This window comes from Billgrantia ethanolica, assembly GCF_021404305.1.
GTDB classification, from domain to species: domain Bacteria; phylum Pseudomonadota; class Gammaproteobacteria; order Pseudomonadales; family Halomonadaceae; genus Halomonas; species Halomonas ethanolica.
The window spans coordinates 141,843-165,573 of the sequence record NZ_JABFTX010000001.1; the positions used below are offsets into that span (position 1 = coordinate 141,843).

Sequence of the window (23,731 nt, forward strand, 5' to 3'; positions counted from 1 at the left end):
TGCAGCAGCCGAGCGATTTCAATGCGCCTCGTTTCGCCATGTCTGGCCCGATACTGATCTTCGACTCCGGCGTCGGCGGCCTCTCGGTCGTGCCGTCATTGCGGCACCACTTGCCTGGTGCCGCCTTGGTCTATGCCTGCGACAACGCCATGTTGCCCTACGGCATCCGCCCCGATGCGTGGCTGGTGGAGCGCATCCTGGCCGTGTGCAAGGCCGCCGTGGCTGCGAGCGAATGCTCCGTCCTGGTCGTTGCCTGCAACACGGCCAGCACCCTGGCGCTGGATGCGCTGCGCGAACATCTGTCGGTTCCGGTGGTGGGGACCGTGCCGGCGATCAAACCCGCCGCTGCCCAGAGCCGCAGCCGGCACATCGGCTTGCTGGCCACCAGCGCTACCGTGGCGCGTCCCTATACCGACCGGTTGATCGAGACCTTTGCCGCCGACTGTCGTGTCACTCGGGTCGCCGCCGACCCGATGGTACGTGAGGTGGAGCGATTCCTGGCCGGCGATGAGCCGGACCAGGCGGTCATCGATGCCGTGACCGCCCCCCTGTGGGAAGCGCCCGATCTCGATACCGTCGTGCTCGGCTGCACTCACTTTCCACTGCTCGCCGAGCGCATCGTGGCCGCCGCTCCCAGGCCGATCCAACTGGTCGACTCCGGCGAGGCCATCGCCCGGCGTACCGCCCAGGTGGTGCAGGAGCTCGAGATCGCGAGCGGACGCGACGAGAGCCTGGCGACGGCGCCGGATGCCCGTCTGGCCCGTGCCGTGGCCACTTTCGGTTTCGACGAGCCGCGCCTGCTCATCGTCGGCTGACCCAATATTTCTTTCCACCCTGCACACGTCAGGAGATGCCGTGTCCATTCCCGTTGTCGACCCCGAACGCTACGACCAGCAACTGGCGGCCAAGCGTGAGCGCATCAGCCGGCAGTTCGAGCGCTTTTCGCCGCCCCCGCTGGAGGTCTTTGCCTCGCCGCCGAGCCACTATCGGCAGCGCTGCGAATTCCGTCTGTGGCACGAGGGTGACGATCTGTTCTTCGCCATGTTCGAGGTCGACCCGGACGATCCCAAGCACAAGCGGGTGATTCGCCTGGACGACTATCCCGTCGCCAGCGGACGCATCAACGAACTGATGCCCCGCCTGCGCAAGGCGCTGCTGGCAAGCGACGTGCTGCGCCGGCGGCTGTTCCAGGTCGAGTTTCTGACCACGCTTTCCGGCGAGGCGTTGGTCACCCTGATCTACCATCGCCCGCTGGACGAGGCCTGGGAGAACGAGGCACGGCGGCTGCAGCAGGCGCTCGACATCCTGATCATCGGCCGCTCGCGCAAGCAGCGCCTGGTGCTAGAGCGCGACCATGTCTGGGAGCGGCTGGAGGTGGAAGGGCGCACCTTCCACTACCAGCAGGTGGAGAACAGCTTCACCCAGCCCAATGCCGAGGTCAGCCGGGCCATGCTGACCTGGGCCCGGGACGTGACCCGGGGCAGCCAGTCGAGCGATCTGGTGGAGCTCTACTGCGGCAACGGCAACTTCACGGTGGCGCTGGCCGAGAACTTTCGTCGGGTGCTGGCCACCGAGATCTCGCGTACCTCCGTCGCCAGCGCGCAGCAGAACCTGGCGGCCAACGGTATCGACAATGCCGTGGTGGGGCGCATGTCGGCGGAGGAGTTCGCCGCTGCGCTGAAGGGCGATAAGGGCGGGCGTCGCGTGACCGAGATGGCGCTGGCAGAGTACGACTTTTCCACTGTGCTGGTGGATCCGCCGCGTGCCGGCCTCGACGAGGCCAGCTGCCGGCAACTGAGCGAATATTCGCGAGTCGTCTATATTTCATGCAACCCGGATACGTTGGAGCAGAACCTGGAGTCGCTGAGCCGCACGCATCGGATTGCCCGTTTCGCACTGTTCGATCAGTTCCCCTGGACCCATCACTGTGAATGCGGTGTGCTGCTGGAAAGACACGTCGCTTGATCCCTTGGTCCTGAAGAAGTCTCGGGTTGTCAAGTAGCAAAACGTTCTGTCTCGATGCACAAGCGACATGCACCATGAGAAGGCTGGCAAGTCGATAGGGTGTGGCGCAGGGCTGGAGTAAGCTTCCCGACACGTGGCCCCGGGCCACGCCGATTCTTTCCCAGGGCCGACATGCGGCCCCAGGCAGCCGAGGTGAGGGATGCAATACGAGACGATCGAAGTGGGCCGGCAGGAGATTCTCAAGCAGCTGCGCGAGCGCCTGGACAGCCGACTCGAGAAGGCGCGGGCCGAAGAGGTGGAAGCGTTCGCCCGCCATTTTTACGCCACCGTGCCGCTCGAGGACCTGGCCGACCGCCGCCTGGACGACCTCTACGGCGCCACGCTGTCGGTTTGGCACTACATTCAGCACTTCGATCACGCCTCGCCCAAGGTGCGCGTCTTCAACCCCGATTTCGAGGAGCACGGCTGGCAGTCCTCCCACACCTTCGTTGCCGTGCTGCACGAGGATATGCCGTTTCTGGTCGACTCGGTGCGCATCGAGCTCAACCGGCGGGCGCTCACCGTACATGCGATCCACAACGCCGTGCTGGCGGTGGAGCGCAACTCGAGCCACAACCTGGTGCGGGTCGGTTCACCGCGGGATGCCAATGCCCCCGAGCAGCGCGAATCGCTGATCGCCATCGAGATCGACCGCCACTCGAACCCCGAGGTGCTGGCCGACATCGAGGAGTCGCTGCGCGAGGTGCTGCGCGACGTGCGGATTGCCGTGGGCGACTACGACACCATGCACGAGCGCGCCCTGAAGGCAGTCGCCGAGCTCAAGGCCGGGCGTCCCGAGCAGATCGAGCCGGGCGACCACGAAGAGGCGATCGCCTTTCTCGAGTGGCTGGTGCGCGACAACTTCACCTTTCTCGGCTACGACGCCTTTGCCATCGAGTCGGGCGCCGACGGTGACCGATTGGTCAAGGAGCAGGGCAGCGAGCTCGGCGTGTTCCGTCTGGATCTGCCGCGCTACCAGGAGCGCATCCGCACCGAGCTGGGGATCGAGGACAACCGCTTCGTGCTCGTGCCGCAGCTGCTCTCCTTTGCCAAGAGTTCGCACCACGCCCGGGTGCATCGCCCCACCTATCCCGATTACGTCTCCATCGATCGCTACGACGAGCAGGGCCGTGTGATCGGCGAGCATCGCTTCCTCGGCCTGTTCACCGCCAGCGTCTACAACGAGTCGCCGCGCAACATTCCTCTTTTGCGGCGCAAGCTCAAGGCGGTGATGGAGATTGCCGGGTTCAACCCCAAGGGGCACAACGGCAAGCAGCTGCTGCAGATCCTCGAGGTCTACCCCCGCGACGACCTGTTCCAGATCGACACCCAGGAGCTGGCCCACACCGCGCTGGGCATTCTCGACATTCGCGAACGGCGCCGCGTACGCCTGTTCATTCGCACTGACCGTTCAGGGCGCTTCCACTCCTGCCTGGTGTTCGTGCCGCGCGACGTCTTCTCCACCGACCTGCGCGTGCGTATCCAGAACCTGCTGTGCGAAGAACTCGACGCCACCTTCGGTGACTTCAATACCTATCTCTCGGAATCGATCCTGGCGCGTATCCAGTTCATCCTGCGCTTCCGTGGCGATGCCCCCCGTGAGGTGAACCTCAAGCGGCTCGAGGCCAAGGTGGCACAGTTGGCGCGCAGCTGGCGCGACGAGCTGCACGAGGCGCTGGTCGAAGGCTTCGGTGAGGAGCAGGCCAACCGGCTGATGGATCGCTTCCGCGACGCTTTCCCGGCCAGCTATCGCGACGACTTCGGTTCGCGCACGGCGGTGTTCGACCTGCAGCACCTGGCCGATCTCGATGCCGGCGAGCCGCTGGCGCTGACGCTCTATCGGCTGGTGGAGGAGGAGGGCAGCGGCGTCAATCTCAAGCTGTTTCAGCGAGATCGCACCATTCCCCTCTCCGACGTGCTGCCGGTGATGGAGAACCTGGGGCTGCGCGTGATCGGCGAGCGGCCCTACGAGATCGTCACTCCCGAAGTGCGCTACTGGCTGCACGACTTCGACCTCGAACATCACACTAGCACCGAGGTCAGCCTGCAGAAGATGCGTGAGCCCTTCATCGAGGCATTCAAGCGCATCTGGGTCGGCGAGGCCGAGAACGACGCTTTCAACCGCCTGGTGATCGCCGCCAACCTGGACTGGCGGGAAGTGGCCATGCTGCGGGCGTATGCCCGTTATCTGAAGCAGATCCGCTTCGGCATGTCGCAGGACTATATCGCCTCCGCGCTGACCAACTATCCCGAGATCACTCGTGAGCTGGTCGCGTTGTTCAAGCTGCGCTTCGACCCCACGGAGCGTCCCGGCGAGGATGAGGTAGAGGCTTGCATCGAGCGACTCAACCGCCATCTCGATGGCGTGGCCAGTCTCAATGACGACCAGTTGCTGCGCCGCTTCATGGAGATGATCCAGGCCACCCTGCGCACCAACTACTATCAGCGCACCGCCGACGGTGGCTTCAAGGACTACATCGCCTACAAGCTGGATCCCAAGCACATCACCGGCATGCCCAAGCCGCGCCCGGCCTTCGAGATCTTCGTCTGTTCACCGCGGGTCGAGGGCGTCCACCTGCGCGGCGGCAAGGTTGCCCGCGGAGGGTTGCGCTGGTCGGATCGTCACGAGGACTTCCGCACTGAGGTACTGGGGCTGGTCAAGGCGCAGCAGGTGAAGAACGCCGTCATCGTGCCGGTGGGGGCCAAAGGCGGCTTCGTCTGCAAGCGCCTGCCCGAGGGGGGCGATCGCGACGCTCTCCAGCAGGAGGGCATCGCCTGCTACAAGACCTTCATCCGGGCGCTGCTCGACGTGACCGACAATCTGGTCGGCGGCGAGGTGGTACCGCCCAGGGACGTGGTGCGTCACGACGATGACGACGCCTATCTGGTGGTGGCGGCCGACAAGGGCACGGCGACCTTCTCCGACATCGCCAACGAGATTTCCGTCGAGTACGGCCACTGGCTGGGCGATGCCTTCGCCTCGGGCGGGGCCAACGGCTACGACCACAAGAAAATGGGCATCACCGCTCGCGGTGCCTGGGAGTCGGTGAAGCGTCACTTCCGCAACTTGGGCCTGAACACCCAGGAAGAGGAGTTCAGCGTGGTCGGCATCGGCGACATGGGCGGCGACGTGTTCGGCAACGGCATGCTGCTCTCCGACAAGATTCGCCTGGTGGGTGCCTTCAACCATCTGCACATCTTCGTCGACCCGGATCCCGATGCGGCGGCCACCTTCGCCGAGCGCAAGCGCCTGTTCGAGCTGCCGCGCTCCAGTTGGGAGGATTTCGACGCCTCGTTGATCTCCGAGGGAGGCGGCGTGTTCAAGCGCAGCGCCAAGTCGATCGCCATGACGCCGCAGATGAAGGAGGCTTTCGGCATTACCGAGGATCGTCTCTCTCCCAACGACTTCATCCGCGCCATGCTCAAGTCGAAGGTCGACCTGCTGTGGAACGGCGGCATCGGTACCTACGTCAAGGGCAGTACCGAGACCGACGCCATGGTCGGCGACAAGGCCAACGATGCGCTGCGCATCAACGGCAGCGATCTCAACTGCCGGGTGGTGGGCGAGGGTGGCAACCTGGGCCTGACCCAGCGTGGTCGCATGGAGGCCGCAGCCAAGGGCGTGCTGGTCAATACCGATTTCATCGACAATGCCGGCGGGGTCAACTGCTCCGACCATGAGGTCAACATCAAGATCCTCATCGACGAAGTGGTCAAGCGCGGCGACATGACCGACAAGCAGCGCAACCAGCTGCTGGCCGACATGACCGAGGAGGTGGCCGATCTGGTCATCCTCGACAATTACCGTCAGACCCAGGCGCTGGATATCTCGGCCATCTTCTCGCGCCAGGGCATCGACCCCTACCGGCGCTTCATCAGCGGGCTGGAGGCCGCGGGCCAGCTTGACCGGGAGCTGGAGTTCCTGCCCACCGACGAGGAGTTGCTGGAGCGCGCCAACGACGACCAGGGGATGACCCATCCGGAGCTCTCGGTGCTGATCTCCTACTCCAAGAGCGTGCTCAAGGGCGAGGTGCTGGCCTCCGACGTGCCAGACGACCCTTACATCCAGCAGTACGTGGAGCGTATCTTCCCGCGGGTGCTGGTCGAGCGCTTCCCCGACGAGATGTACGACCATCGCCTCAAGCGCGAGATCGTCTCCACTCAGGTGGCCAACGATCTGGTCGATCATATGGGTATCGTCTTCGTGCGGCTGCTGATCGACTCCACCGGCGCAAACCCGGCCGATATCGCCCGTGCCTACGTCATTGCCCGTGACAGCTTCCAGCTTTCCAGCCTGTGGGAGCGCATCGAGGCGCTGGATAACCAAGTGCCGAGCCAGGTTCAGTACACCATGATGACGGATCTCATCCGCCTGATCCGGCGTACCACCCGCTGGTTCCTGCGTCAGCGTCTGGGTCTCTCCACCCGCGATGCCATCGAATACTTCGCCCCGCGTGTGGCCCAGCTGCAGGAGAGCATCGGCGAGCTGCTGCGCGGCGAGGAGCGTGAACGCTGGGAGCACAAGCGCGGCGAGCTGCTCGAGGCCGGCGTGCCCGAGGAGCTGGCGGCCACGGTGGCGGCCTCGGGAAGCCTGTACGGTGCGCTCGGCATCATCCAGGCGGCTCGTCAGGCCGACGAGAAGCCGCAGCGCGTTGCCGAGGTCTTCTTCGAGATTGGCAATCGCCTCGAGCTGCCCTGGATGATTCAGCAGGTGAGCAATCTCAACGTGCGTGACAGCTGGCAGGCTCAGGCTCGCGAGACCTTCCGCGACGACATCGACCGCCAGCAGCTGGCGCTGACGGTGAGCGTGCTCAAGACCGATGACGGTCGCGAACCCGACGAGCGCGTCGACAACTGGCTGGCCACGCATGCCTCGCTGCATGAGCGCTGGTGCCGCCTGATCGCCGAGGTGCGTGGTGGCGGCAGCCAGTCGAGCTTCCCGCTGTTTGCCGTGGCTGTGCGCGAACTGGTCGATCTGGCCGAGAGCAACGGCGAAGCCTGATCGAGACGGCAACGCTGTGGTACTGCGAACCCCGCCCATGGCGGGGTTCGTCGTCTTGGCCTGGTAGCGCTGCTATAATCCGCCCGCTTTTCCAAGCGGCCATCGCAGACCGCCAACCGCCCATCGCCAACCGCCAACCGCCAGGAGCTCTCATGTACGCGCTTGCCCGCTCGATCCTGTTTCGCCTCGACGCAGAAACCGCCCACGGCCATGCGCTGCGTGCCCTGGATCTGGCCCACTGCCTGAAGCTGTCGGGCGTGCTGGGCGGCAAGCGCATCGACGACCCGGTGGAGCTGATGGGGCTGCGCTTTCCCAACCGGGTGGGCCTGGCGGCGGGGCTGGACAAGAATGCCGATCACCTCGATGCGCTGGGTGCGCTCGGCTTCGGCTTCGTCGAGGTCGGCACCGTCACGCCCAAGCCTCAGGACGGCAATCCCAAGCCGCGCCTGTTTCGTCTGCCCGAGGGTGGCGCGATCATCAATCGCATGGGCTTCAACAATGCCGGGGTGGACCACCTGGTGGCGCGGGTCAAGGCATCGCGTTACGACGGCGTCATCGGTATCAACATCGGCAAGAACCTCACCACGCCGGTGGAGCGTGCGGTGGACGATTACCTGATCTGCCTGGAAAAGGTGCACGCCCATGCGCACTACGTGACTGTCAACATCTCCTCGCCCAATACCCCGGGGCTGCGCAATCTGCAGTTCGGCGAGCATCTCGATGCGTTGCTGAGTACCCTGCGCGAGGCGGGTGACCGGCTGGACCAAGGCGCGGGACGGAAGGTGCCGCTGGCGGTCAAGATCGCACCGGACATGAGCGCCGAGGAGGTGGGGCTGGTGGCGGAAAGCATTTCCCGCAGCGGTATCGATGCGGTGATCGCCACCAATACCACGGTGTCGCGTGAGGCGGTGGCCGGGATGCCTCATGCCGACGAGCAGGGCGGACTTTCCGGGCGGCCGGTGTTCGAGCCTTCCAACCAGGTGATTCGTGAACTGCGCCGTCACCTTCCCGTACTACCCATCATCGGTGTGGGCGGCATCGACAGCGGAGACGCGGCGATGGCCAAGGTCGAGGCGGGTGCCGACCTGGTGCAGCTCTATTCGGGCTTCATCTACCGCGGGCCTGAGCTGATCGCCGAGTGTGCCGAGGCATTGAAAGCGGCCGGTATTCGCTCTACCACAATGGGTGAGTAGAGGTACTGTGGACAAAAGAAAGCCCGTGCAAGGCACGGGCTTAGCTCGTTCTTCACCGTTCAGCGACGATGAAGGGATATCGGATTGGTCGAGAAAAAGACTTACAGCACCATGTTTTACAGGACCATGGGGTTCTTGTGAATGCCGGAGACACCGGTCATGCCGGCCCATTGGTCTCCTCGGCCTTCACGCCAACCGCTCATCCAGTATTCACGTATGTTGACATCCTGACTGGGACAGTCGTCGCGGGAGCGCCCGGAAATGCCAGCCTTGTAGCCATGAAGGTAGGCGCGTTGGTAGCGATCACGTTTCTGTCTTTTCATCGGATGACCTCTTGTAAAGGTACCAATTTGGGACGCACGACATGCACGCCCCGACGTTCCACCGTTCGCCTAGCCGTTATTCAGTCCCTTAACGACGGCAGAGCGAGGTCATGCGGGACCAGAGGCCCGCTGGGTGAACGCATGCGTCTTTTACAGTAGCTACCATGACTAGTCTTAGCCCATCATGGGGGGCATTGTCGACCTATGTTTCGTCATAAGACCGAGACAAAATTGTAACGAAAGGAATATGCCCGGCCGAAGGGGGCGGGAATGTCGCATGAGTGATTCATTGCAAAGGGAAACATCGGCCTTGCTTGCCACCTGTCCCAAGGGATTGGAAGAGCTGCTGGCGGACGAGCTGCGTGCGCTGGGAGCGGAAGTCGGCAGGAGTACGGTGGCTGGCGTGCATTTTCGCGCCGATCGGGCCACGGCCTATCGCGCCTGCCTCTGGTCACGGCTGGCCAACCGTATCGTGCTGTGCCTGCTGCGTGAGGAGGGTATCGAGCACCCCGAGGCCTTGCATCGGGCCGTGGCCGGACTGGACTGGTCGGCCCATCTGCGTCCCGGCGCCACCCTGGCGGTGGATTTCCATGGCCGCAGCGAGCAGATTCGTCACACCCGTTTCGGTGCCCAGACGGTCAAGGACGGCGTGGTCGATGCGCTGCAGGCAGAGGGACGGCCGCGCCCCGGCGTCGACCTGCAGCGACCCGACCTGCGGCTTTATGCCCACCTGCACCGGGGGCGTCTGACCCTAGGCGTGGATCTCTCCGGGGAGAGTCTGCATCGCCGTGGCTACCGACGCGACGTGGGGCATGCCCCGCTCAAGGAGAACCTGGCCGCGGCGCTGCTCATCCGCGCCGGCTGGCCGCAGCGCCTGCGCGACGGTCAGGCGCTGGTCGACCCGCTGTGCGGTGCCGGCACGTTGCTGATCGAGGCGGCTCTGATGGCCGCCGACATGGCACCCAATCTGAACCGGGTGCGCTTCGGTTTTCACGGCTGGGCGCAGCACGACGAAGCGCTTTGGGCCGAACTCAAACGCGAGGCCGAGGCCCGTGCGAGCATCGGTCGCAGGCGCTGCCGCAGCCGACTCTTCGGCTTCGACCAGAGCCCCCCGGCGCTGGCGGCGGCCAAGGCCAACGCCATGCGCGCCGGCATTCCGGCGCTGATTGCCTTCCAGGGCGCCTCGCTTGGCCAATTGCAGCGACCTTCCGAACTGGGCGAGGAGGTCCGAGGCCTGGTCATGACCAACCCCCCTTACGGCGAGCGGCTGGGCGAGCTGCCCGAGCTCGTGACGCTCTATCGTGAGCTGGGTGAGGGTATACGGCAGGCGTTTCCCGGCTGGCGCCTGGCGGTGTTCACCGCCAACCCCGATCTCGGCCACCGTATCGGCCTGCGCGCCGACAAGCAGTATTCGCTGAAGAACGGCCCGCTGGAGGCCAAGCTGCTGTTGATGGACGTTCCCGACGCAGCGGAGGTCGCCCAGCCCGATGGGGCGGGTAGCGCTTCCGGGGCGACGACGCCCCGGCGCAGCGAGGGGGCGCAGATGTTCGCCAACCGCCTGGAGAAGAACCGCAAGCGGTTGAAGAAGTGGCTCAGGCAGTCGGGCGAGAGCTGCTACCGGCTCTACGATGCCGACATGCCCGAGTACGCTCTGGCGGTGGATGTCTACGACGGGCGGGTGCACGTCCAGGAGTACGCAGCGCCGCGCTCGGTGAATGCCGCCCAGGCGCAGAAACGCCTGTTCGACGCCCTGCAGGTGATTCCCGAGGTGCTGGGTGTCGATCCGGGGCAGGTGGTGGTCAAGCGCCGCGAAAAGCAGAGCGGCAAGGATCAGTACCGCAAGCAGGCCAGCACCGGCGAACGTTTCCAGGTGCATGAAGGGCGTGCCAAGCTATGGATCAACCTGCGTGACTATCTCGACACCGGACTGTTCCTCGACCATCGACCGGTACGTCGCATGCTGGGCGAGATGGCGGCGGGCAAGCGCTTCCTCAACCTGTTCTGCTACACCGCCGCGGCCACGGTGCAGGCGGCGTTGGGTACGCAAGAGGCGGGCGGTGCCAGCGACAGTGTCAGCGTCGATCTCTCCAACACCTACCTGGAGTGGGCGCGGGACAACTTCGCTCTCAATGGGCTCGATCCGTCGCGCCATCGTGTGGTGCGCGACGACTGCCTGCGCTGGCTGGAAACCGCCAGGGCCGAGTTCGACCTGATCTTCCTCGACCCGCCGACCTTCTCCAACTCGAAGAAGATGGAGGGCACGCTCGACGTGCAGCGCGATCAGGTGCGACTGGTCTCGCTGGCCATGGCGCGGCTGGCCTCGGGCGGAACCCTGGTATTCTCCAACAATCAACGCCGTTTCCAGCTCGACCCGGAGCTGGCCGAGCGTTTCATGGTGGAAGAGATCTCGGCGCGCACCTTCGATCCGGATTTCACTCGCCGCCCCGACATCCATCATGTCTTCAAGATTCGTCATCGGGAGGGCGCATGACCCATCTGACGCTCTACACCACGCTGGGGTGCCACCTGTGCGAGCGTCTCGAAGCCTTGCTCGCGTCGCTGCACGAAGGACAATACCGTCTTGAAAAAGTTGAAATCAGCGAAGATGAGGCATTGATGCAACGCTTCGGCGTGCGTATCCCGGTGCTGGTGGACGACGCGGGCGCCGAGCTCGACCTGGGCTTCGAGCCGCAGCGGCTGGCCAACTGGTTGGCCGAGCGCGGCCGTCTCGATGAAGCCGCCTGGCGAAGGCTGCAGCCCGGGGAAGGCGAGTCAGGGCGCGGTGGGCACGATACCGCCGGGGCGCCTGCCCGCTCCGGAGGAAGGCGCTATCTGAGCTGACACTACGTTGCACCACTACGTTGATCCAGCGTATACCGGGCTTTTGTTTCTCGGTGGTGTCATGGCAACGCATTGGTGACAATCAGAGAGGCATGGGCTCGTCACGGGGGTGGGGATGAATGCACCGCAACGCAGGCGGTGGCAGTGCACTGCTCTGGCAGGCATGCTGCTGGTCCTGGTCAGCACGGTGTCGGGTGCCGATCACGGCAGTATTGCGCTGACCGAGGCGGAACGGCGCTATCTCCACGAAAACGAACCCATCGTCTTCGTCAGCCAGACGCGCTACCCCCCCTTCGAATTCCTCGACGCCCACCAGCAGCCTCGCGGCATGATGGTGGAGCTGGCCCAGTGGATTGCCACCGAGGCCGGATTTCACGCCGAGTTCACCGATACCGTCTTTCAGGAAGCCCAGCAGCGTGTATTGAGTGGCGAAGCGCATGTCCTTACCAGCTTTTTCTACAGCGAGGTGCGCGACAGGGAGTTCGACTTCACGCAAACGGTCTTCGAAGTGCCTGCCTCGATCTTCGTCTCTGCCGGGCGCCCCGACATCGCGCTGGTTTCGGACCTCGAGGGCAGGCGGGTGGCAACGCAAAGCGGCGACTACGCCAAGGAGTATCTGGCCGGACTGGGCCTCGAGTTCGAACTGGTACAGACCGAGGATTTCGCCAGTGCTGCGCTGGCCGTGATCGAAGGGCGTGCCGACGCCATGGTCGGCGACGAGCAGATCGTGCTCTATTACCTCTACAGCAGCGGTTTGCACGAGCAAATGAAGCGGGTGGGCGAGCCGCTCTACGTCGGTCTCAACGCCATGGCCGTGGCCGAAGACAACCAGCTGCTGCAGTCGGTCCTGAACAAGGGGATCGATCATGCTCGCGCCAACGGTACGCTCGATCGCTTGCAGGAGAAGTGGGTGGGCGCCGCTCTGCCCGGGAGAGCCGAGTTCGACTGGCGCGAGTACTGGCTCTACGCTGCGGGTCTCGCGCTGGTGCTGGCGTTGATCGTCGCCTGGAACGTCCGGCTGCGGCAACTGGTGGCGCACAAGACGGCGGAGATCGAGCTGGCCGCCAGCGTGTTCCGCCATGCCCGGGAGGGGATCGTCATCACCGATGCCCGGGGCGACATCCTCGATGTCAACGAGGCTTTCACGCGGATCACCGGCTACCACCGCGACGAGGTGCTGGGCAAGAATCCACGTCTGCTGCAGTCGGGGCAGCAGAGCGATGGCTTTTACCGTGAGCTGTGGCAGGAACTTCTCGAACGCGACGCCTGGGAAGGGGAGATCTGGAACCGTCGCAAGAACGGTGAAGTCTTTCCCGAGCTGTTGACCATTTCGAAGGTGTGCGACAAGCAGGGGCAAGTGTCCCACTATGTGGGCATCTTCACCGACATCAGCCGTCAGAAGCAGCACGAGCAGCAGCTGCAGAACCTGGCTTTCTTTGACAGTCTGACCGGGCTGCCCAACCGTATCCTGCTATCCGACCGGCTGCGTCAGGCCATGCTCACGGCGCGGCGGAGCGGCTGCAAGGTCTCCCTGGCCTACATCGACCTGGACGGCTTCAAGGAGATCAACGATCAGTATGGCCACGTGTTCGGCGACCGGGTGCTGATGACCATTGCCGAGCGGTTGACCTCGACCCTGCGTGAAGCCGACACGGTGGCTCGTTTCGGTGGCGACGAGTTCATCCTCGTGTTGCCCGAGCAGAGTGACACGGCAAATGTGAACGGTCTGATGGTGCGCCTGCTCGACCACATCGCGGAGCCGATCGATATCGAGGGAAACTGCCTCTACGTCTCGGGCAGCATTGGGCTGGTGCATTTCGCCCCCGACGACGACATCGAGCCCGAGCAGCTGATCCGTCAGGCCGATCAGGCCATGTACCAGGCCAAGCAGGCGGGCAAGAACCGCTTTCACGTATTCGATGCCGAGCACGACAGGGCTGTGCGCGGACACCTCGAGAGTCTCGAGCGTATTCGCGAGGCCCTGACCAACGAGGAGTTCGTGCTTCACTATCAGCCCAAGGTCAACATGGCGACGGGCGAGGTACTCGGCGTCGAGGCGCTCATCCGCTGGCAGCATCCCCAGCGTGGGCTGCTGGCCCCGGCTTCCTTCCTGCCGGTGATCCAGCAGCATCCGCTGGCCGTCGATCTGGGTGAGTGGGTGCTGGCTCACGCCCTGGATCAGTTCGAGGCCTGGGCAGCGGTCGGTATCCGGCTGCCGGTCAGCGTCAACATCGATGCTCTGCATCTCCAGCAGCCCAGCTTCGTCGAGCAGCTGCGCGCCGAGATCGAGCGCCATCCGAGCGTGACGCCGGGCGACCTGGTACTGGAAGTGCTGGAAACCAATGCGCTGAGCGATGTCGCCCATGTCGCCAACGTGATGAAGGCATGCCATGCCTTTGGCGTCGACTTCGCGCTCGATGACTTCGGCACCGGTTATTCATCGCTGAGCTATCTTCGCCACCTGCCCGCCAGCGCGATCAAGGTCGATCGCAGCTTCGTGCGTGACATGCTCGACGACCCGGAGGACCTGACGATACTCGAGGGCGTGCTGGGGCTTGCCGTCGCCTTTCGCCGCGAAATCGTGGCCGAGGGGGTGGAAACCCTGCAGCACGGGCGTCTACTGCTGGCGATGGGGTATCAGCTCGGGCAGGGCTACGCCATTGCCCGTCCCATGCCGGCAGAAGCGATCCCGGCCTGGCTCGAAGCATGGCGCCCCGATCCGTCATGGCGGCAGCGGCAGCCGGCCCGGCAGGCGGAGCTGCAGGCCATTTACGCCATGGTCGATCATCGCTCCTGCGCTGCCGGTGTGCTGGATTACTTGAAAGGTGAGCGCCACGACCTGCCCGCGACGGGCTGCGGCCAGTGTCGTCTACAGCAGTGGCTGTCGGAGCAGGAAGCCGGTCCGGTCGGGACGGCCACTCCTGCGGGGCGGATCGCCAGGCTGCATGCTACCTATGACCGGCTCGTGCGGGAGGCGCTGGAGGCCAGGCAGGGGGAGAGGAAAGAGGGCCTCATGCAGCTGACCCGACGGGTGGCCGAGGTCAGCGAGGAGCTGCAAGGCTCGTTGCAGCACTGGGTCGACGAAAGGAAGACAGGTCGCGAGGAGCTATAGCGCATCCAGCAGCGAGAGTTGACGGACTGCCGCCTGCCCTTCGGCGCTCTCGGCTTCGACCTCCAGCACCTTGCGCAAGCCGCGTGAGGACTGGATGGTGGCTTCGTCGGCGAGCCACATCCTGGCCTGGTCGTGATCGTCGGCAAGCATGTGCTTGAGGCCGCCGAACTGAGTGCCGATCTGGCCCCAGGCGCGGCTGAAGATCCAGTCGCCGAACATGTCCTGGTGGATGTGCACCAGTACGTAATCGTGGTCACTTTCCCAGCGGACGATCACATTCGCTCCCCGTGACGGAATAAAGAAAACATTGGTCTTGCCGATATGAGTAGCAAGATACGGCATTGTATAGCCTCGGTGTCCTCGAGCAAGCGAGGGAAGAGGGTGGCTGGTATGACATGAGAAGAGTTTTCGGACTGACAGCCAGGCTGGCCGCTCTCACGATGGTGCCGACCCTGGTCATACTGGCCACCATTCTGCTGGCGCTGCACTCCTTCGGTGAGTATCGCGTGACCGTCTCGCAGCTCTCCGAACGGCATACCCATGCCTTGATGACGGCCAGCCGGCTGATGCAGCAGAGCGAGAGCATGCAGGGCAGCGGGGCGATGCTGCTGTTGGCCGACGATCACTTCAGCCGGCGCCAGGCTCTGTTCGAGATCGCCGACAGGCGCGAATGGATGGAGCGTCTGGTCAACGAACTTGCCGTCATACGCGGCGAGGCGGGCAGCTTCGATGATATCGAGCGAGTGCGCGATCAACTGATGGTGAGTTTCGATGTGCTGGACGCACTGGTTCAGCGGCGCATCGATCTCGTTGGTCTGCTTCAGCAAGCGCCGGACGAGAGCAGCGACGCCCAGCTGCGCGAGACCGAAAGGCTGCTGGCCCAGCAGATGCGTACCAATCGCTCACTGTCCCAGGATCTGAACGTGGCCATCGGATATCACGTCAGCGGCATTCGCCTCGACATTCGTGATGCTGCCGAGCAGATGGAGCAGCAGCTGCGCCAGCGGGAACATGCCTTGAAGGGCTTTGCCCTGATAGCCGTCCTGTTGCTGCTGGCCACGGCATTTCACATCAACCGTTCGGTGGTACGCAGAGTGGTCAAGCTGCAACGGGTCATCAGCCGCGAGCGCCCCGCTCCCCATGAGCTGAAAGTGGAGGGAAGCGACGAGATCGCTCAGATGGCACGCTCCATCCAACACTATGTCTATCGCATCAACGACAACGAGCGGCGCATCATGGCGATGAACCGCGAACTCGACTTCCTGGCCACCCATGATGCCCTGACACAACTGCGCAATCGCCACTATTTCGAGCGCGAGTGCAACGAACGCCGCAGCGACCTGGTGGCCGAGCACTACTGCGTGGCGATGATCGATATCGATCACTTCAAGACGATCAACGACACCCATGGCCACGAGGCGGGAGACCGGGTGATTCGCCGGGTCGCCGAGCGCCTGCGGCGAGGGCTCCCCGAGTCCACCCTGCTGGCCCGCTACGGCGGCGAGGAGTTCGTGGCGCTGTTACCAGGGCTCGACATCGATGCAGTGGCGCCCATGCTGGAGAGCATACGTCATGCACTCGAAAGCCACTCCATCGAGCTTGGCGAGACAGCGCTGCGTGTCACGGCAAGCTTCGGTCTGGCGCAACAGTTGCCTGGCGGCGAGTTCGACGAGGCCCTCAAGGCGGCCGATGAAGCGCTCTACCGGGCCAAGCGCAGTGGGCGCAATCGCGTCATGTATCAGTGGCTCTCGAACGACGATTCCGGAGATGCGGCCTATGGGTGATGCGTTCAGTCGACGGCTGGCGGTGGTTGTGCTCGCAAGTCTTTCGTTCCTGGTGGTGCCGGGGCTGGCTGCTCAGGCTCTGCTACGGGTCGAGCTGCAGTTGGAGCCGCCGCATCTCGACCCTACACTGACGGCATCCAGCACCGTGGCCGAGGCGTTGCATCTGAATGTCTTTCAAGGGCTCACGCGCATCGATCGGCATGGCGAGGTGCGGCCGGCACTGGCCACCCATTGGGAGGTAAGCCAGGGTGGTCTCGTCTATGATTTCGCTTTGCGCAGTGACGTTCTCTTTCACCATGGCAAGGCGTTCGACTCGGGGGTGGCAGCCTACAGCCTGCGGCGCCTGCTGGAGGCGGAAAACGGCAACCCGCAGCGTCATCTGTTCCAGGCGGTCCGTCACGTGGAAGAGGTGGGGCCCCATGTGCTGCGCATCGAGTTGTCACGACCCGATGCGCTGCTGCCGTTCCGTCTGGCGCTCTCCGCAGCGGTAATCGTCCACCCCGACACGGTACACACCAACCGCACGCACCCGGTAGGCACCGGCCCCTACCGATTTGTCGGCTGGGAGCGCAAGGAGGGGATTCGGTTGCGAGCCTTCGAAGCGTATTGGGGCGAGCTGCCTGCCATCCGTGAGGCGCTGTTCACCTTTACCCCCAATCGGGTCGAGCTGGAGAATCTGCTCTCGGAAGGGGCCATCGATCTCTACCCGGATGCCAGCAGCCTGACCGCCCATATGCCGCTCATGCAGCGCGCCGACTACGTGATCCAGGACGGTCTCAGCGAGGGCGAAGTGCTGCTGGCCATGAACCATGGTCGTGCGCTCTTCCAGGACATTCGTGTGCGTCGTGCCCTCTCCCATGCCGTCGATCGCGAGGCGCTGCTGGCGATCTATCCCTCCATCGACCCACCCTTGATCGGCAGTCACTTTTCGCCGCGCCATCCGGCCTACGTGGATCTGAGCCAGCGCTACCCCCACGATCCCGAGCGGGCTCTGGAGTTGCTCACCGAGGCCGGTGTCGCCGGCAAGGCCCGTATCACGCTGACGATACCGCCTACCCAGTATGCCGAGCAGAGCAGCCTATACATTGCCTCGGACCTGGAGGCGGTTGGCTTCGAGGTCGAGTTGCAGCGGGTCTCCTGGGGAGAGTGGCTGCGCCAGGTGTTCACCGAGCGTGACTACGACATGACCGTGATCGCCCACGTGGAACCGATGGACATCGACATCTACGCTCGCGATGATTACTACTTCAACTACCACAGCGAAGCGTTTCGCGAGCTCTGGTCACGCATCGAGGCACAGCAGGACCCGGTCGAGCGTCACCGCCTGCTGGCTCAGGCGCAGCGTCATCTGGCCGAAGACGCGGTCCACGTCTTTTTGTTTCTCAAGCCGCAGCAGGCCATACGCAAGTCGAATCTGCAGGGCGTATGGGGCGATGCGCCCATTCCTGCCGTGGTGCTGGAAGAGCTTTACTGGGAGTGAAAATGCGCATTCTTGTCGATGCCAACGTGCCGGGCGCCGAGGCCTGCTTCGGCCCGCTGGGCGAACTGGAGAGGCGGCCGGGGCGTGAGATCGATGCGGCGGCCCTGCAGGATATCGACGTACTGGTGATTCGCTCCATCACACGGCTCGACGCGGCAACGCTCGATGCCGCCGTGGCTCGGGGCTCCCGGCTGCGTTTCGTCGGTACCTGTACCATCGGTACCGACCATGTCGACCAGGCGGCGCTGGCGCGCCACGGCATCGCGTTTGCCAGTGCGCCGGGTTGCAATGCCGAGGCGGTGGTCGACTTTGTGCTGGGCAGCCTGCTCACACTGGCCGAGCGTCAGGGGTGGCGACTCGCCGAACGCCGGGTAGGCATCGTCGGAGTGGGCAACGTGGGCGGCAGACTGCAGGCCCGACTCCGCGCCATAGGCATCGCCTGCCTGGCCTGCGACCCGCCTCGCGCGGAACGCGAGGGCAGTGAAGGCTTCGCCACTCTCGATACCCTCATCGACGAGTGCGACGTGCTCTGCCTGCACACGCCGTTGGTGCGCGAAGGGCCGCACGCCACTCATCATCTGCTCGATGCGCAGCGCATCGCCGAGCTGGCTCCCGGCACGCTGTTGCTCAATGCCGGGCGGGGCGACTGCGTGGATGGCGCGGCGATGCGTCAGCGGCTGTCCGGTTCCGGTGACATCACGGCGGTACTCGACGTGTGGGAGGGCGAGCCGGCCATCGACCCGGCGCTGCGCGACCTGGCCGCCATTGCCACCCCCCACATCGCCGGTCACAGCTTGGACGGCAAGCTGCGCGGTACGCACCAGATCTATACCGCACTGTGCCGTCACCTGGGCTTGCCGGCACGGCTTGGGCTGGACGATCTGCTGCCCCAGTCCCCCGTCTCGCGCCTGGTGCTTGAAGGTGGGCTCGATGCCGAGGAGACGCTGCGGCTCTGCCTGCGTGCGGTCTACGACGTGCGCCGCGACCATGACAGCCTGCTGCGTGAGAGCCGCCGACTGGGCATGGTAGCCGGCTTCGACGCCTGCCGCGCCAACTATCCGCTGCGCCGGGAGCTTTCGACGCTTACCCTCGAGCTGGGCGAAGCGGCCTCGGCTCACGCAGCCTGGCTGCAGGGTGCGGGTCTGCGCCTGGCGTAAGTTCCATGCCGCCACAGGCCTTGACGAAGAAGAGCCCGTCGTAGCGACGGGCTCTTCTGGTTCTACTGCTGCGTACCGGGCTTATGTACCGGGTTCACGTGCAGGGCTCAGCGGTAAGCGGCTTCCTTCAGTGCCCGAATGCGGTCGTCCAGCGGCGGGTGGCTGGCGAACAAGCGCTCCATCAGCGAGCGGGTCTGACCCTTGGTGATGGCCATGGCGCGCAGGGTGTCGGGCATCTGATCGGGGAGTTCGGTCTCCGCCTTGAGTCGGGCCAGGGCATTGATCATGGCGCCGGAACCGGCCAACTGGGCGCCCGCCGCGTCGGCACGGTACTCACGGTAGCGCGAGAACCAGGCAACGATGGCCGAGGCGATCAGGCCGAAGACGATCTCGGCGACGATCACCACCGCGAAGTAACCCATGAAGCCCAGACCGCCTTCACCGCCGCTGCGGGCGCGCAGGAAGTTGTCGACCAGGTGGGCCACGGCGCGGGCGAAGAACATCACGAAGGTGTTCACCACGCCCTGGATCAGTGCCAGGGTGACCATGTCGCCGTTGGCCACGTGGCCGATCTCGTGAGCCAGTACCGCGCGCACCTCTTCCGGGCGCATACGGTTCAGCAGCCCGGCGGAGACCGCCACCAGGGCGTCGTTCTTGTTCCAACCGGTGGCGAAGGCGTTGGACTGCTGCGCCGGGAAGATGCCGACCTCAGGGGTCTTGATGCCGGCCTCACGTGACAGCTCCTCGACGGTATCGAGCAGCCACTTCTCGGTAGCGTTGCTCGGCTGGGTGATCACCACCGTGCCGGTGCCGCGCTTGGCCATCCACTTCGACAGGAACAGCGAGATCAGCGAGCCGGCCATGCCGACGATGAAGCAGAAGATCAGCAGGGCGTTGAAGTTGAAGCCCTCGCCGCGCAGGTAACCCTCCACCCCAAGCAGTCGCAGCGTGATGCTGGCGACGAGGATCACTGCCAGGTTGGTGCCCAGGAAGAGCAGTATTCTCATCATCGTTCGGTATCTCCGGTCATCTCAAGGAAGCGCGGGCCGCACGGGGCGGCCCAGAAAATCTGTTGATTAGATACGGCTGGTTAACGGAGGTTTCAAGTCCGAACCGAAAAATCGGGTCTACGCCGACGCTTACTGGCGATAGCGCGACAGGAAGCGGGCGAAGCGATCCAGCGCATCGCCGAGCTGATCGGCCCAGGGCAGGGTGACGATACGCACGTGGTCCGGCTCGGGCCAGTTGAAGGCGGTGCCCTGTACCAGCAGGATCCTTTCCTGCAGCAGTAGATCGAGCACCAGCTTCTGGTCATCCTGGATGGGGTAGACCTTGGGATCGAGCCGCGGGAAGGCGTAGAGCGCGCCCTTGGCCTTGGTGCAGCTCACCCCGGGAATGGCGTTGAGTTTCTCGTAAGTGATGTCGCGCTGGGCCAGCAGCCTGCCGCCGGGCAGGATCAGGTCATTGATCGACTGATAGCCGCCCAGCGCCGTCTGGATGGCGTGCTGGGCCGGCACGTTGGCGCACAGGCGCATCGAGGCGAGCATGTTGAGGCCCTGGATATAATCCTGCGCGCGCTGCATGGCCACGCTGCCGGAAAGGATCATCCAGCCGGAGCGGAAGCCGGCGCAGCGGTAGCTCTTGGACAGCCCGTTGAGGGTCACCACCAGTTGGTCTTCGTCGGCCAGCGCGCCGGTGGAGACGTGCTCGGTATCGTCGTAGAGGATCTTGTCGTAGATCTCGTCGGAGAACACCACGAGATCGTGCTCGCGGGCGATGGCCAGCAGCTCGCGCACCACCTCGGGCGGATAGACCGCACCGGTGGGGTTGTTGGGGTTGATGATCACGATGGCGCGGGTGTGGCTGGTGACCTTGGCGCGCACGTCGGCGATGTCCGGCGCCCAGTCGGCTTGCTCGTCGCAGCGATAGTGCACCGCATGCCCCCCGGAAAGATGGGCGGCGGCGGTCCATAGCGGGTAGTCCGGGGCGGGGATCAGAACTTCGTCGCCATCGTTGAGCAGCGCCTGCAGTGCCATCACGATCAGCTCGGACACCCCGTTGCCGATGAAGATGTCCTCGATGCCTACGCCGGGAATTTCCTTGCGCTGACACTCCTGCATGATCGCCTTGCGAGCCGAATAGAGCCCCTTGGAATCGCAGTAGCCCTGGGCAGTGGGCAGGTTGCGCATCACGTCCTGGAGAATCTCCTCCGGGGCCTCGAAGCCGAACGGTGCGGGATTGCCGATGTTCAGCTTGAGGATGCGGTGGCCTTCGTCTTCCAGCCGCTTGGCGTGCTCGAGCACGGGGCCGCGGATGTCATAGCAGACGTTATCGAGCTTGTACGATTTCCTGAACGTGGAGGGCGTTTCCATGAGGTGTCCGAGATTCCAGTGGTGTCCGGTGGCTCCGGTCAGCCCTGCTGCCGGAACTCAGTGATTATGCGGGGTTGTCGACGTCGCCGCTATCGTTGATCACTGCTTGTGGCGTTGGCTCTTCGTCGGCTTCCGGCGGCGGGATGTCGGCGGGGGTTTCCAGCGTCAAACGGCCCAGCTTGCCATCGCGCAGCTCGTGCAGCAGGACCTCGGCGCCGCGATGCAGGTCGATCTCGCCGCCGGGGCGCAGCCCGCCACGACGGCTGGCGATCTCGGCCAGTATCGCATGGCCGTCGAAGCCGGCCACGGCGAGCAGGTCGATGCGCTTCGGTCCATCCGCCTCTACTTGCTCGGCCTGGAGGTTGGGCGCGTAGGGCGGCAGGGCGGTCAGTTTGTAACGGGCCTTCAACGCCTCGGGATAGCGGCGGGCCAGCTCGGCGGCAGTGACCACCGCCACGTCGACGTAATCGATGGCGGTATCGCGGATGGCGCCGCTGGCGGCCAGGCGGTAGGCGCTGGCCTGATCCTCTATCTTCGGCCACAGCACGCCGGGGGTGTCGATCAGTGCCACGCGGCCGGCGATACGCACCTTCTGCTGGCGTTTTGTCACCGCCGGCTCGTTGCCGGTCTTGGCGATGGCCTTGCCGGCCAGGCCGTTAATCAGGGTCGACTTGCCGACGTTGGGAATGCCCATGATCATCACCCGCACGTCACGGTCGGCGCGTACCTGCCCGGCTAGCTCATGGCACAGCTTGGGGATGCGCTTGAGTTCGCGGGCGTTGGTGGTGGTGACCGCCAGTGCGCGGGTGTGGGGCAGCGAATCGAAGTGCGCCACCCACTCCCGGGTACGCTCCGGGTCGGCCAGGTCGGCCCGCGAGAGGATCTTGAGCACCGGCTTGTGGCGGGTCAGGCCGGCCAGCATGGGGTTGGCACTGGAGTAGGGCAGGCGGGCGTCGAGCACCTCGATCGCCACGTCGATTTCCGGCAGCGCCTCTTGTATCTGGCGGCGCGCCTTGTTCATGTGTCCCGGATACCAGCCGAGCATGTGCCACTCCTGCAAACCGTACGAGGCCGCCCATCATAGCAGAAGGGCGGCCTCGGCAGGGGGGATGACTACTCGCCGGGATGGAAGGCGATGGCGACCGAATTGATGCAGTAGCGCAGCCCGGTGGTATGGGGCGGCCCGTCAGGAAACACATGGCCCAGGTGAGCATCGCAGTGAGCGCAAACGACCTCGGTACGGTGCATGCCGTGGGAGTCGTCCTGACGCTCCTCGACGGCGGCCTGGCCCAGCGGGCGATCGAAGCTGGGCCAGCCGCAGCCGGCTTCGAACTTGTGCTCGTTCTCGAACAGCGGAGCATTGCAGCACACGCAGTGGTAGATGCCGTGCTCGTCGGTCACCTGATAGTCGCCGCTGAAAGGGCGCTCGGTGCCCTGCTGGCGCGTCACGCGATACTGCTCAGGGGTAAGCTGGGCTTGCCATTCGGCATCGCTCTTCACGATCTTCTTGCGCATGGCCTCTCTCCTGCGGGGGGCGACGTCGGCTTCATCTGACACTGAAAGCTTGGCCGTTTTCCCTCTTTTCGGCCAGCCCGAGGCCGACAGTTGACAGCCTCGGGGGGCTTGAGTAACATTCGCGCCACCTCGTTGAGGCAAAAGCGAGACGGCTGCGTCCCATTCGTCTAGTGGTCCAGGACACCGCCCTTTCACGGCGGGAACAGGGGTTCGAACCCCCTATGGGACGCCACTCGTTTTACGCTGTTTTCAACGGGTACCGGAGTGCAGGACCGAAGTGCAAGAGCAGAGTGCGGGAATAGCTCAGTGGTAGAGCATCGCCTTGCCAAGGCGAGGGTCGGGAGTTCGAATCTCCTTTCCCGCTCCAAATTCTGCTTCGGCAGAATGAGCAGGTTCGGTGAAGGGTCGGGAGCTGGTGCGCCAGTCCGATCGAATCACCTTCCCGCTCCAGCACGGTCTGGCTTTTGCGTCCCATTCGTCTAGTGGTCTAGGACACCGCCCTTTCACGGCGGGAACAGGGGTTCGAACCCCCTATGGGACGCCACCTTCCGGTTGCGGTAGCAGTTGCTTTATCGATAGCATAGACGTTCGTGCATGCGGGAATAGCTCAGTGGTAGAGCATCGCCTTGCCAAGGCGAGGGTCGGGAGTTCGAATCTCCTTTCCCGCTCCAGCACGGTCTGGCTTTTGCGTCCCATTCGTCTAGTGGCCTAGGACACCGCCCTTTCACGGCGGGAACAGGGGTTCGAACCCCCTATGGGACGCCACTTCGATACTCTGTGATGTTCATGTCGACACTTCAGAGGCAATAAGCGGGAATAGCTCAGTGGTAGAGCATCGCCTTGCCAAGGCGAGGGTCGGGAGTTCGAATCTCCTTTCCCGCTCCAGTTTCTTCTACACCCATCAAGATGCCAGGGCTCGGCCCCCCCCTACTTAATTTGATGACCTTG

Annotated in this window: 16 protein-coding genes and 6 tRNA genes; 16 read left to right on the forward strand and 6 right to left on the reverse strand. The window is 64.3% G+C overall.

What is annotated here, in order from left to right; translation table 11 throughout:
- The first annotated feature begins 38 nt into the window (after positions 1 to 38).
- The 4 genes from murI (at position 39) to HOP53_RS00665 (ending at position 8,199) form a co-directional block, all read left to right on the forward strand.
- On the forward strand, positions 39 to 815 hold the full coding sequence (gene murI, locus HOP53_RS00650; protein ID WP_234268116.1) for a glutamate racemase: 777 nt from the start codon (positions 39 to 41) through the stop codon (positions 813 to 815).
- 40 nt (positions 816 to 855) lie between these two features.
- A complete protein-coding gene (gene trmA / locus HOP53_RS00655; protein WP_234268122.1) occupies positions 856 to 1,965 on the forward strand; it encodes a tRNA (uridine(54)-C5)-methyltransferase TrmA in 1,110 nt (369 codons plus the stop codon).
- A 199-nt stretch (positions 1,966 to 2,164) separates the two neighbouring features.
- Positions 2,165 to 7,006, forward strand: coding sequence for an NAD-glutamate dehydrogenase (locus HOP53_RS00660; RefSeq protein ID WP_234268124.1), 4,842 nt, complete (start codon positions 2,165 to 2,167; stop codon positions 7,004 to 7,006).
- A 152-nt stretch (positions 7,007 to 7,158) separates the two neighbouring features.
- The gene (locus tag HOP53_RS00665) at positions 7,159 to 8,199 is read left to right on the forward strand and encodes a quinone-dependent dihydroorotate dehydrogenase (protein ID WP_234268126.1); all 1,041 of its coding nucleotides are present in this window, start codon (positions 7,159 to 7,161) and stop codon (positions 8,197 to 8,199) included.
- 116 nt (positions 8,200 to 8,315) lie between these two features.
- On the opposite strand, the gene rmf is transcribed toward HOP53_RS00665, so the two are convergent.
- Positions 8,316 to 8,522: a ribosome modulation factor gene (gene rmf / locus HOP53_RS00670; RefSeq protein ID WP_010627829.1), complete on the reverse strand. Its 207-nt coding sequence runs from the start codon at positions 8,520 to 8,522 to the stop codon at positions 8,316 to 8,318.
- A 277-nt stretch (positions 8,523 to 8,799) separates the two neighbouring features.
- Between rmf and rlmKL the strand changes: the two genes are divergently transcribed.
- From rlmKL to HOP53_RS00685, 3 genes are all read left to right on the forward strand, one after another.
- Positions 8,800 to 11,013, forward strand: a complete 2,214-nt coding sequence (rlmKL, locus tag HOP53_RS00675) for a bifunctional 23S rRNA (guanine(2069)-N(7))-methyltransferase RlmK/23S rRNA (guanine(2445)-N(2))-methyltransferase RlmL (protein ID WP_234268130.1) — start codon at positions 8,800 to 8,802, stop codon at positions 11,011 to 11,013.
- A complete protein-coding gene (locus HOP53_RS00680) occupies positions 11,010 to 11,363 on the forward strand; it encodes a glutaredoxin family protein (RefSeq protein ID WP_234268132.1) in 354 nt (117 codons plus the stop codon). The genes rlmKL and HOP53_RS00680 overlap by 4 nt, the downstream gene beginning before the upstream one ends.
- Before the next feature lie 115 nt (positions 11,364 to 11,478).
- Positions 11,479 to 14,475 (forward strand): EAL domain-containing protein, encoded by a 2,997-nt coding sequence (locus HOP53_RS00685; protein ID WP_234268136.1) that lies wholly within the window; start codon positions 11,479 to 11,481, stop codon positions 14,473 to 14,475.
- Here the strand turns inward: HOP53_RS00685 and HOP53_RS00690 are convergent.
- Positions 14,470 to 14,751 carry a hypothetical protein gene (locus HOP53_RS00690; protein WP_086510837.1) on the reverse strand — a complete coding sequence of 94 codons (282 nt, stop codon included), beginning with the start codon at positions 14,749 to 14,751 and terminating at the stop codon, positions 14,470 to 14,472. The genes HOP53_RS00685 and HOP53_RS00690 overlap by 6 nt on opposite strands.
- Positions 14,752 to 14,870: 119 nt before the next feature.
- Here HOP53_RS00690 and HOP53_RS00695 point away from each other — a divergent pair, with 119 nt between their 5' ends.
- From HOP53_RS00695 to pdxB, 3 genes are read left to right on the forward strand one after another with little or no spacing between them, the layout of a single operon-like run.
- Complete coding sequence (locus tag HOP53_RS00695; RefSeq protein ID WP_234268138.1) at positions 14,871 to 16,259, forward strand: GGDEF domain-containing protein; 1,389 nt, start codon at positions 14,871 to 14,873, stop codon at positions 16,257 to 16,259.
- On the forward strand, positions 16,252 to 17,739 hold the full coding sequence (locus tag HOP53_RS00700; protein ID WP_234268140.1) for an ABC transporter substrate-binding protein: 1,488 nt from the start codon (positions 16,252 to 16,254) through the stop codon (positions 17,737 to 17,739). Before HOP53_RS00695 ends, HOP53_RS00700 begins: the two co-directional genes overlap by 8 nt.
- Positions 17,740 to 17,741: 2 nt before the next feature.
- Positions 17,742 to 18,896 (forward strand): 4-phosphoerythronate dehydrogenase PdxB, encoded by a 1,155-nt coding sequence (gene pdxB, locus HOP53_RS00705; RefSeq protein WP_234268142.1) that lies wholly within the window; start codon positions 17,742 to 17,744, stop codon positions 18,894 to 18,896.
- Positions 18,897 to 19,003: 107 nt separating this feature from the next.
- Here the strand turns inward: pdxB and htpX are convergent, their stop codons facing one another.
- From htpX to msrB, 4 genes are all read right to left on the reverse strand, one after another.
- Positions 19,004 to 19,906, reverse strand: a complete 903-nt coding sequence (gene htpX / locus HOP53_RS00710) for a protease HtpX (protein ID WP_010627837.1) — start codon at positions 19,904 to 19,906, stop codon at positions 19,004 to 19,006.
- 129 nt (positions 19,907 to 20,035) lie between these two features.
- Positions 20,036 to 21,268, reverse strand: coding sequence for a pyridoxal phosphate-dependent aminotransferase (locus HOP53_RS00715; RefSeq protein ID WP_234268144.1), 1,233 nt, complete (start codon positions 21,266 to 21,268; stop codon positions 20,036 to 20,038).
- Positions 21,269 to 21,332: 64 nt separating this feature from the next.
- Positions 21,333 to 22,313 (reverse strand): ribosome biogenesis GTPase YlqF, encoded by a 981-nt coding sequence (gene ylqF, locus HOP53_RS00720; RefSeq protein WP_234268146.1) that lies wholly within the window; start codon positions 22,311 to 22,313, stop codon positions 21,333 to 21,335.
- A gap of 68 nt (positions 22,314 to 22,381) precedes the next feature.
- Complete coding sequence (msrB, locus tag HOP53_RS00725) at positions 22,382 to 22,783, reverse strand: peptide-methionine (R)-S-oxide reductase MsrB (protein WP_234268147.1); 402 nt, start codon at positions 22,781 to 22,783, stop codon at positions 22,382 to 22,384.
- A gap of 156 nt (positions 22,784 to 22,939) precedes the next feature.
- Here msrB and HOP53_RS00730 point away from each other — a divergent pair.
- The 6 genes from HOP53_RS00730 to HOP53_RS00755 all read left to right on the forward strand — a co-directional run bounded on the left by HOP53_RS00730 (position 22,940) and on the right by HOP53_RS00755 (position 23,668).
- Positions 22,940 to 23,015 (forward strand) — tRNA-Glu (locus tag HOP53_RS00730).
- A gap of 60 nt (positions 23,016 to 23,075) precedes the next feature.
- Positions 23,076 to 23,150 (forward strand) — tRNA-Gly (locus tag HOP53_RS00735).
- Positions 23,151 to 23,251: 101 nt separating this feature from the next.
- A tRNA-Glu gene (locus HOP53_RS00740) sits at positions 23,252 to 23,327 on the forward strand.
- 52 nt (positions 23,328 to 23,379) lie between these two features.
- Positions 23,380 to 23,454: transfer RNA gene (locus HOP53_RS00745), tRNA-Gly, on the forward strand.
- Positions 23,455 to 23,472: 18 nt separating this feature from the next.
- Positions 23,473 to 23,548, forward strand: a tRNA-Glu gene (locus HOP53_RS00750).
- A 45-nt stretch (positions 23,549 to 23,593) separates the two neighbouring features.
- Positions 23,594 to 23,668 (forward strand) — tRNA-Gly (locus HOP53_RS00755).
- Positions 23,669 to 23,731: the final 63 nt, after the last annotated feature.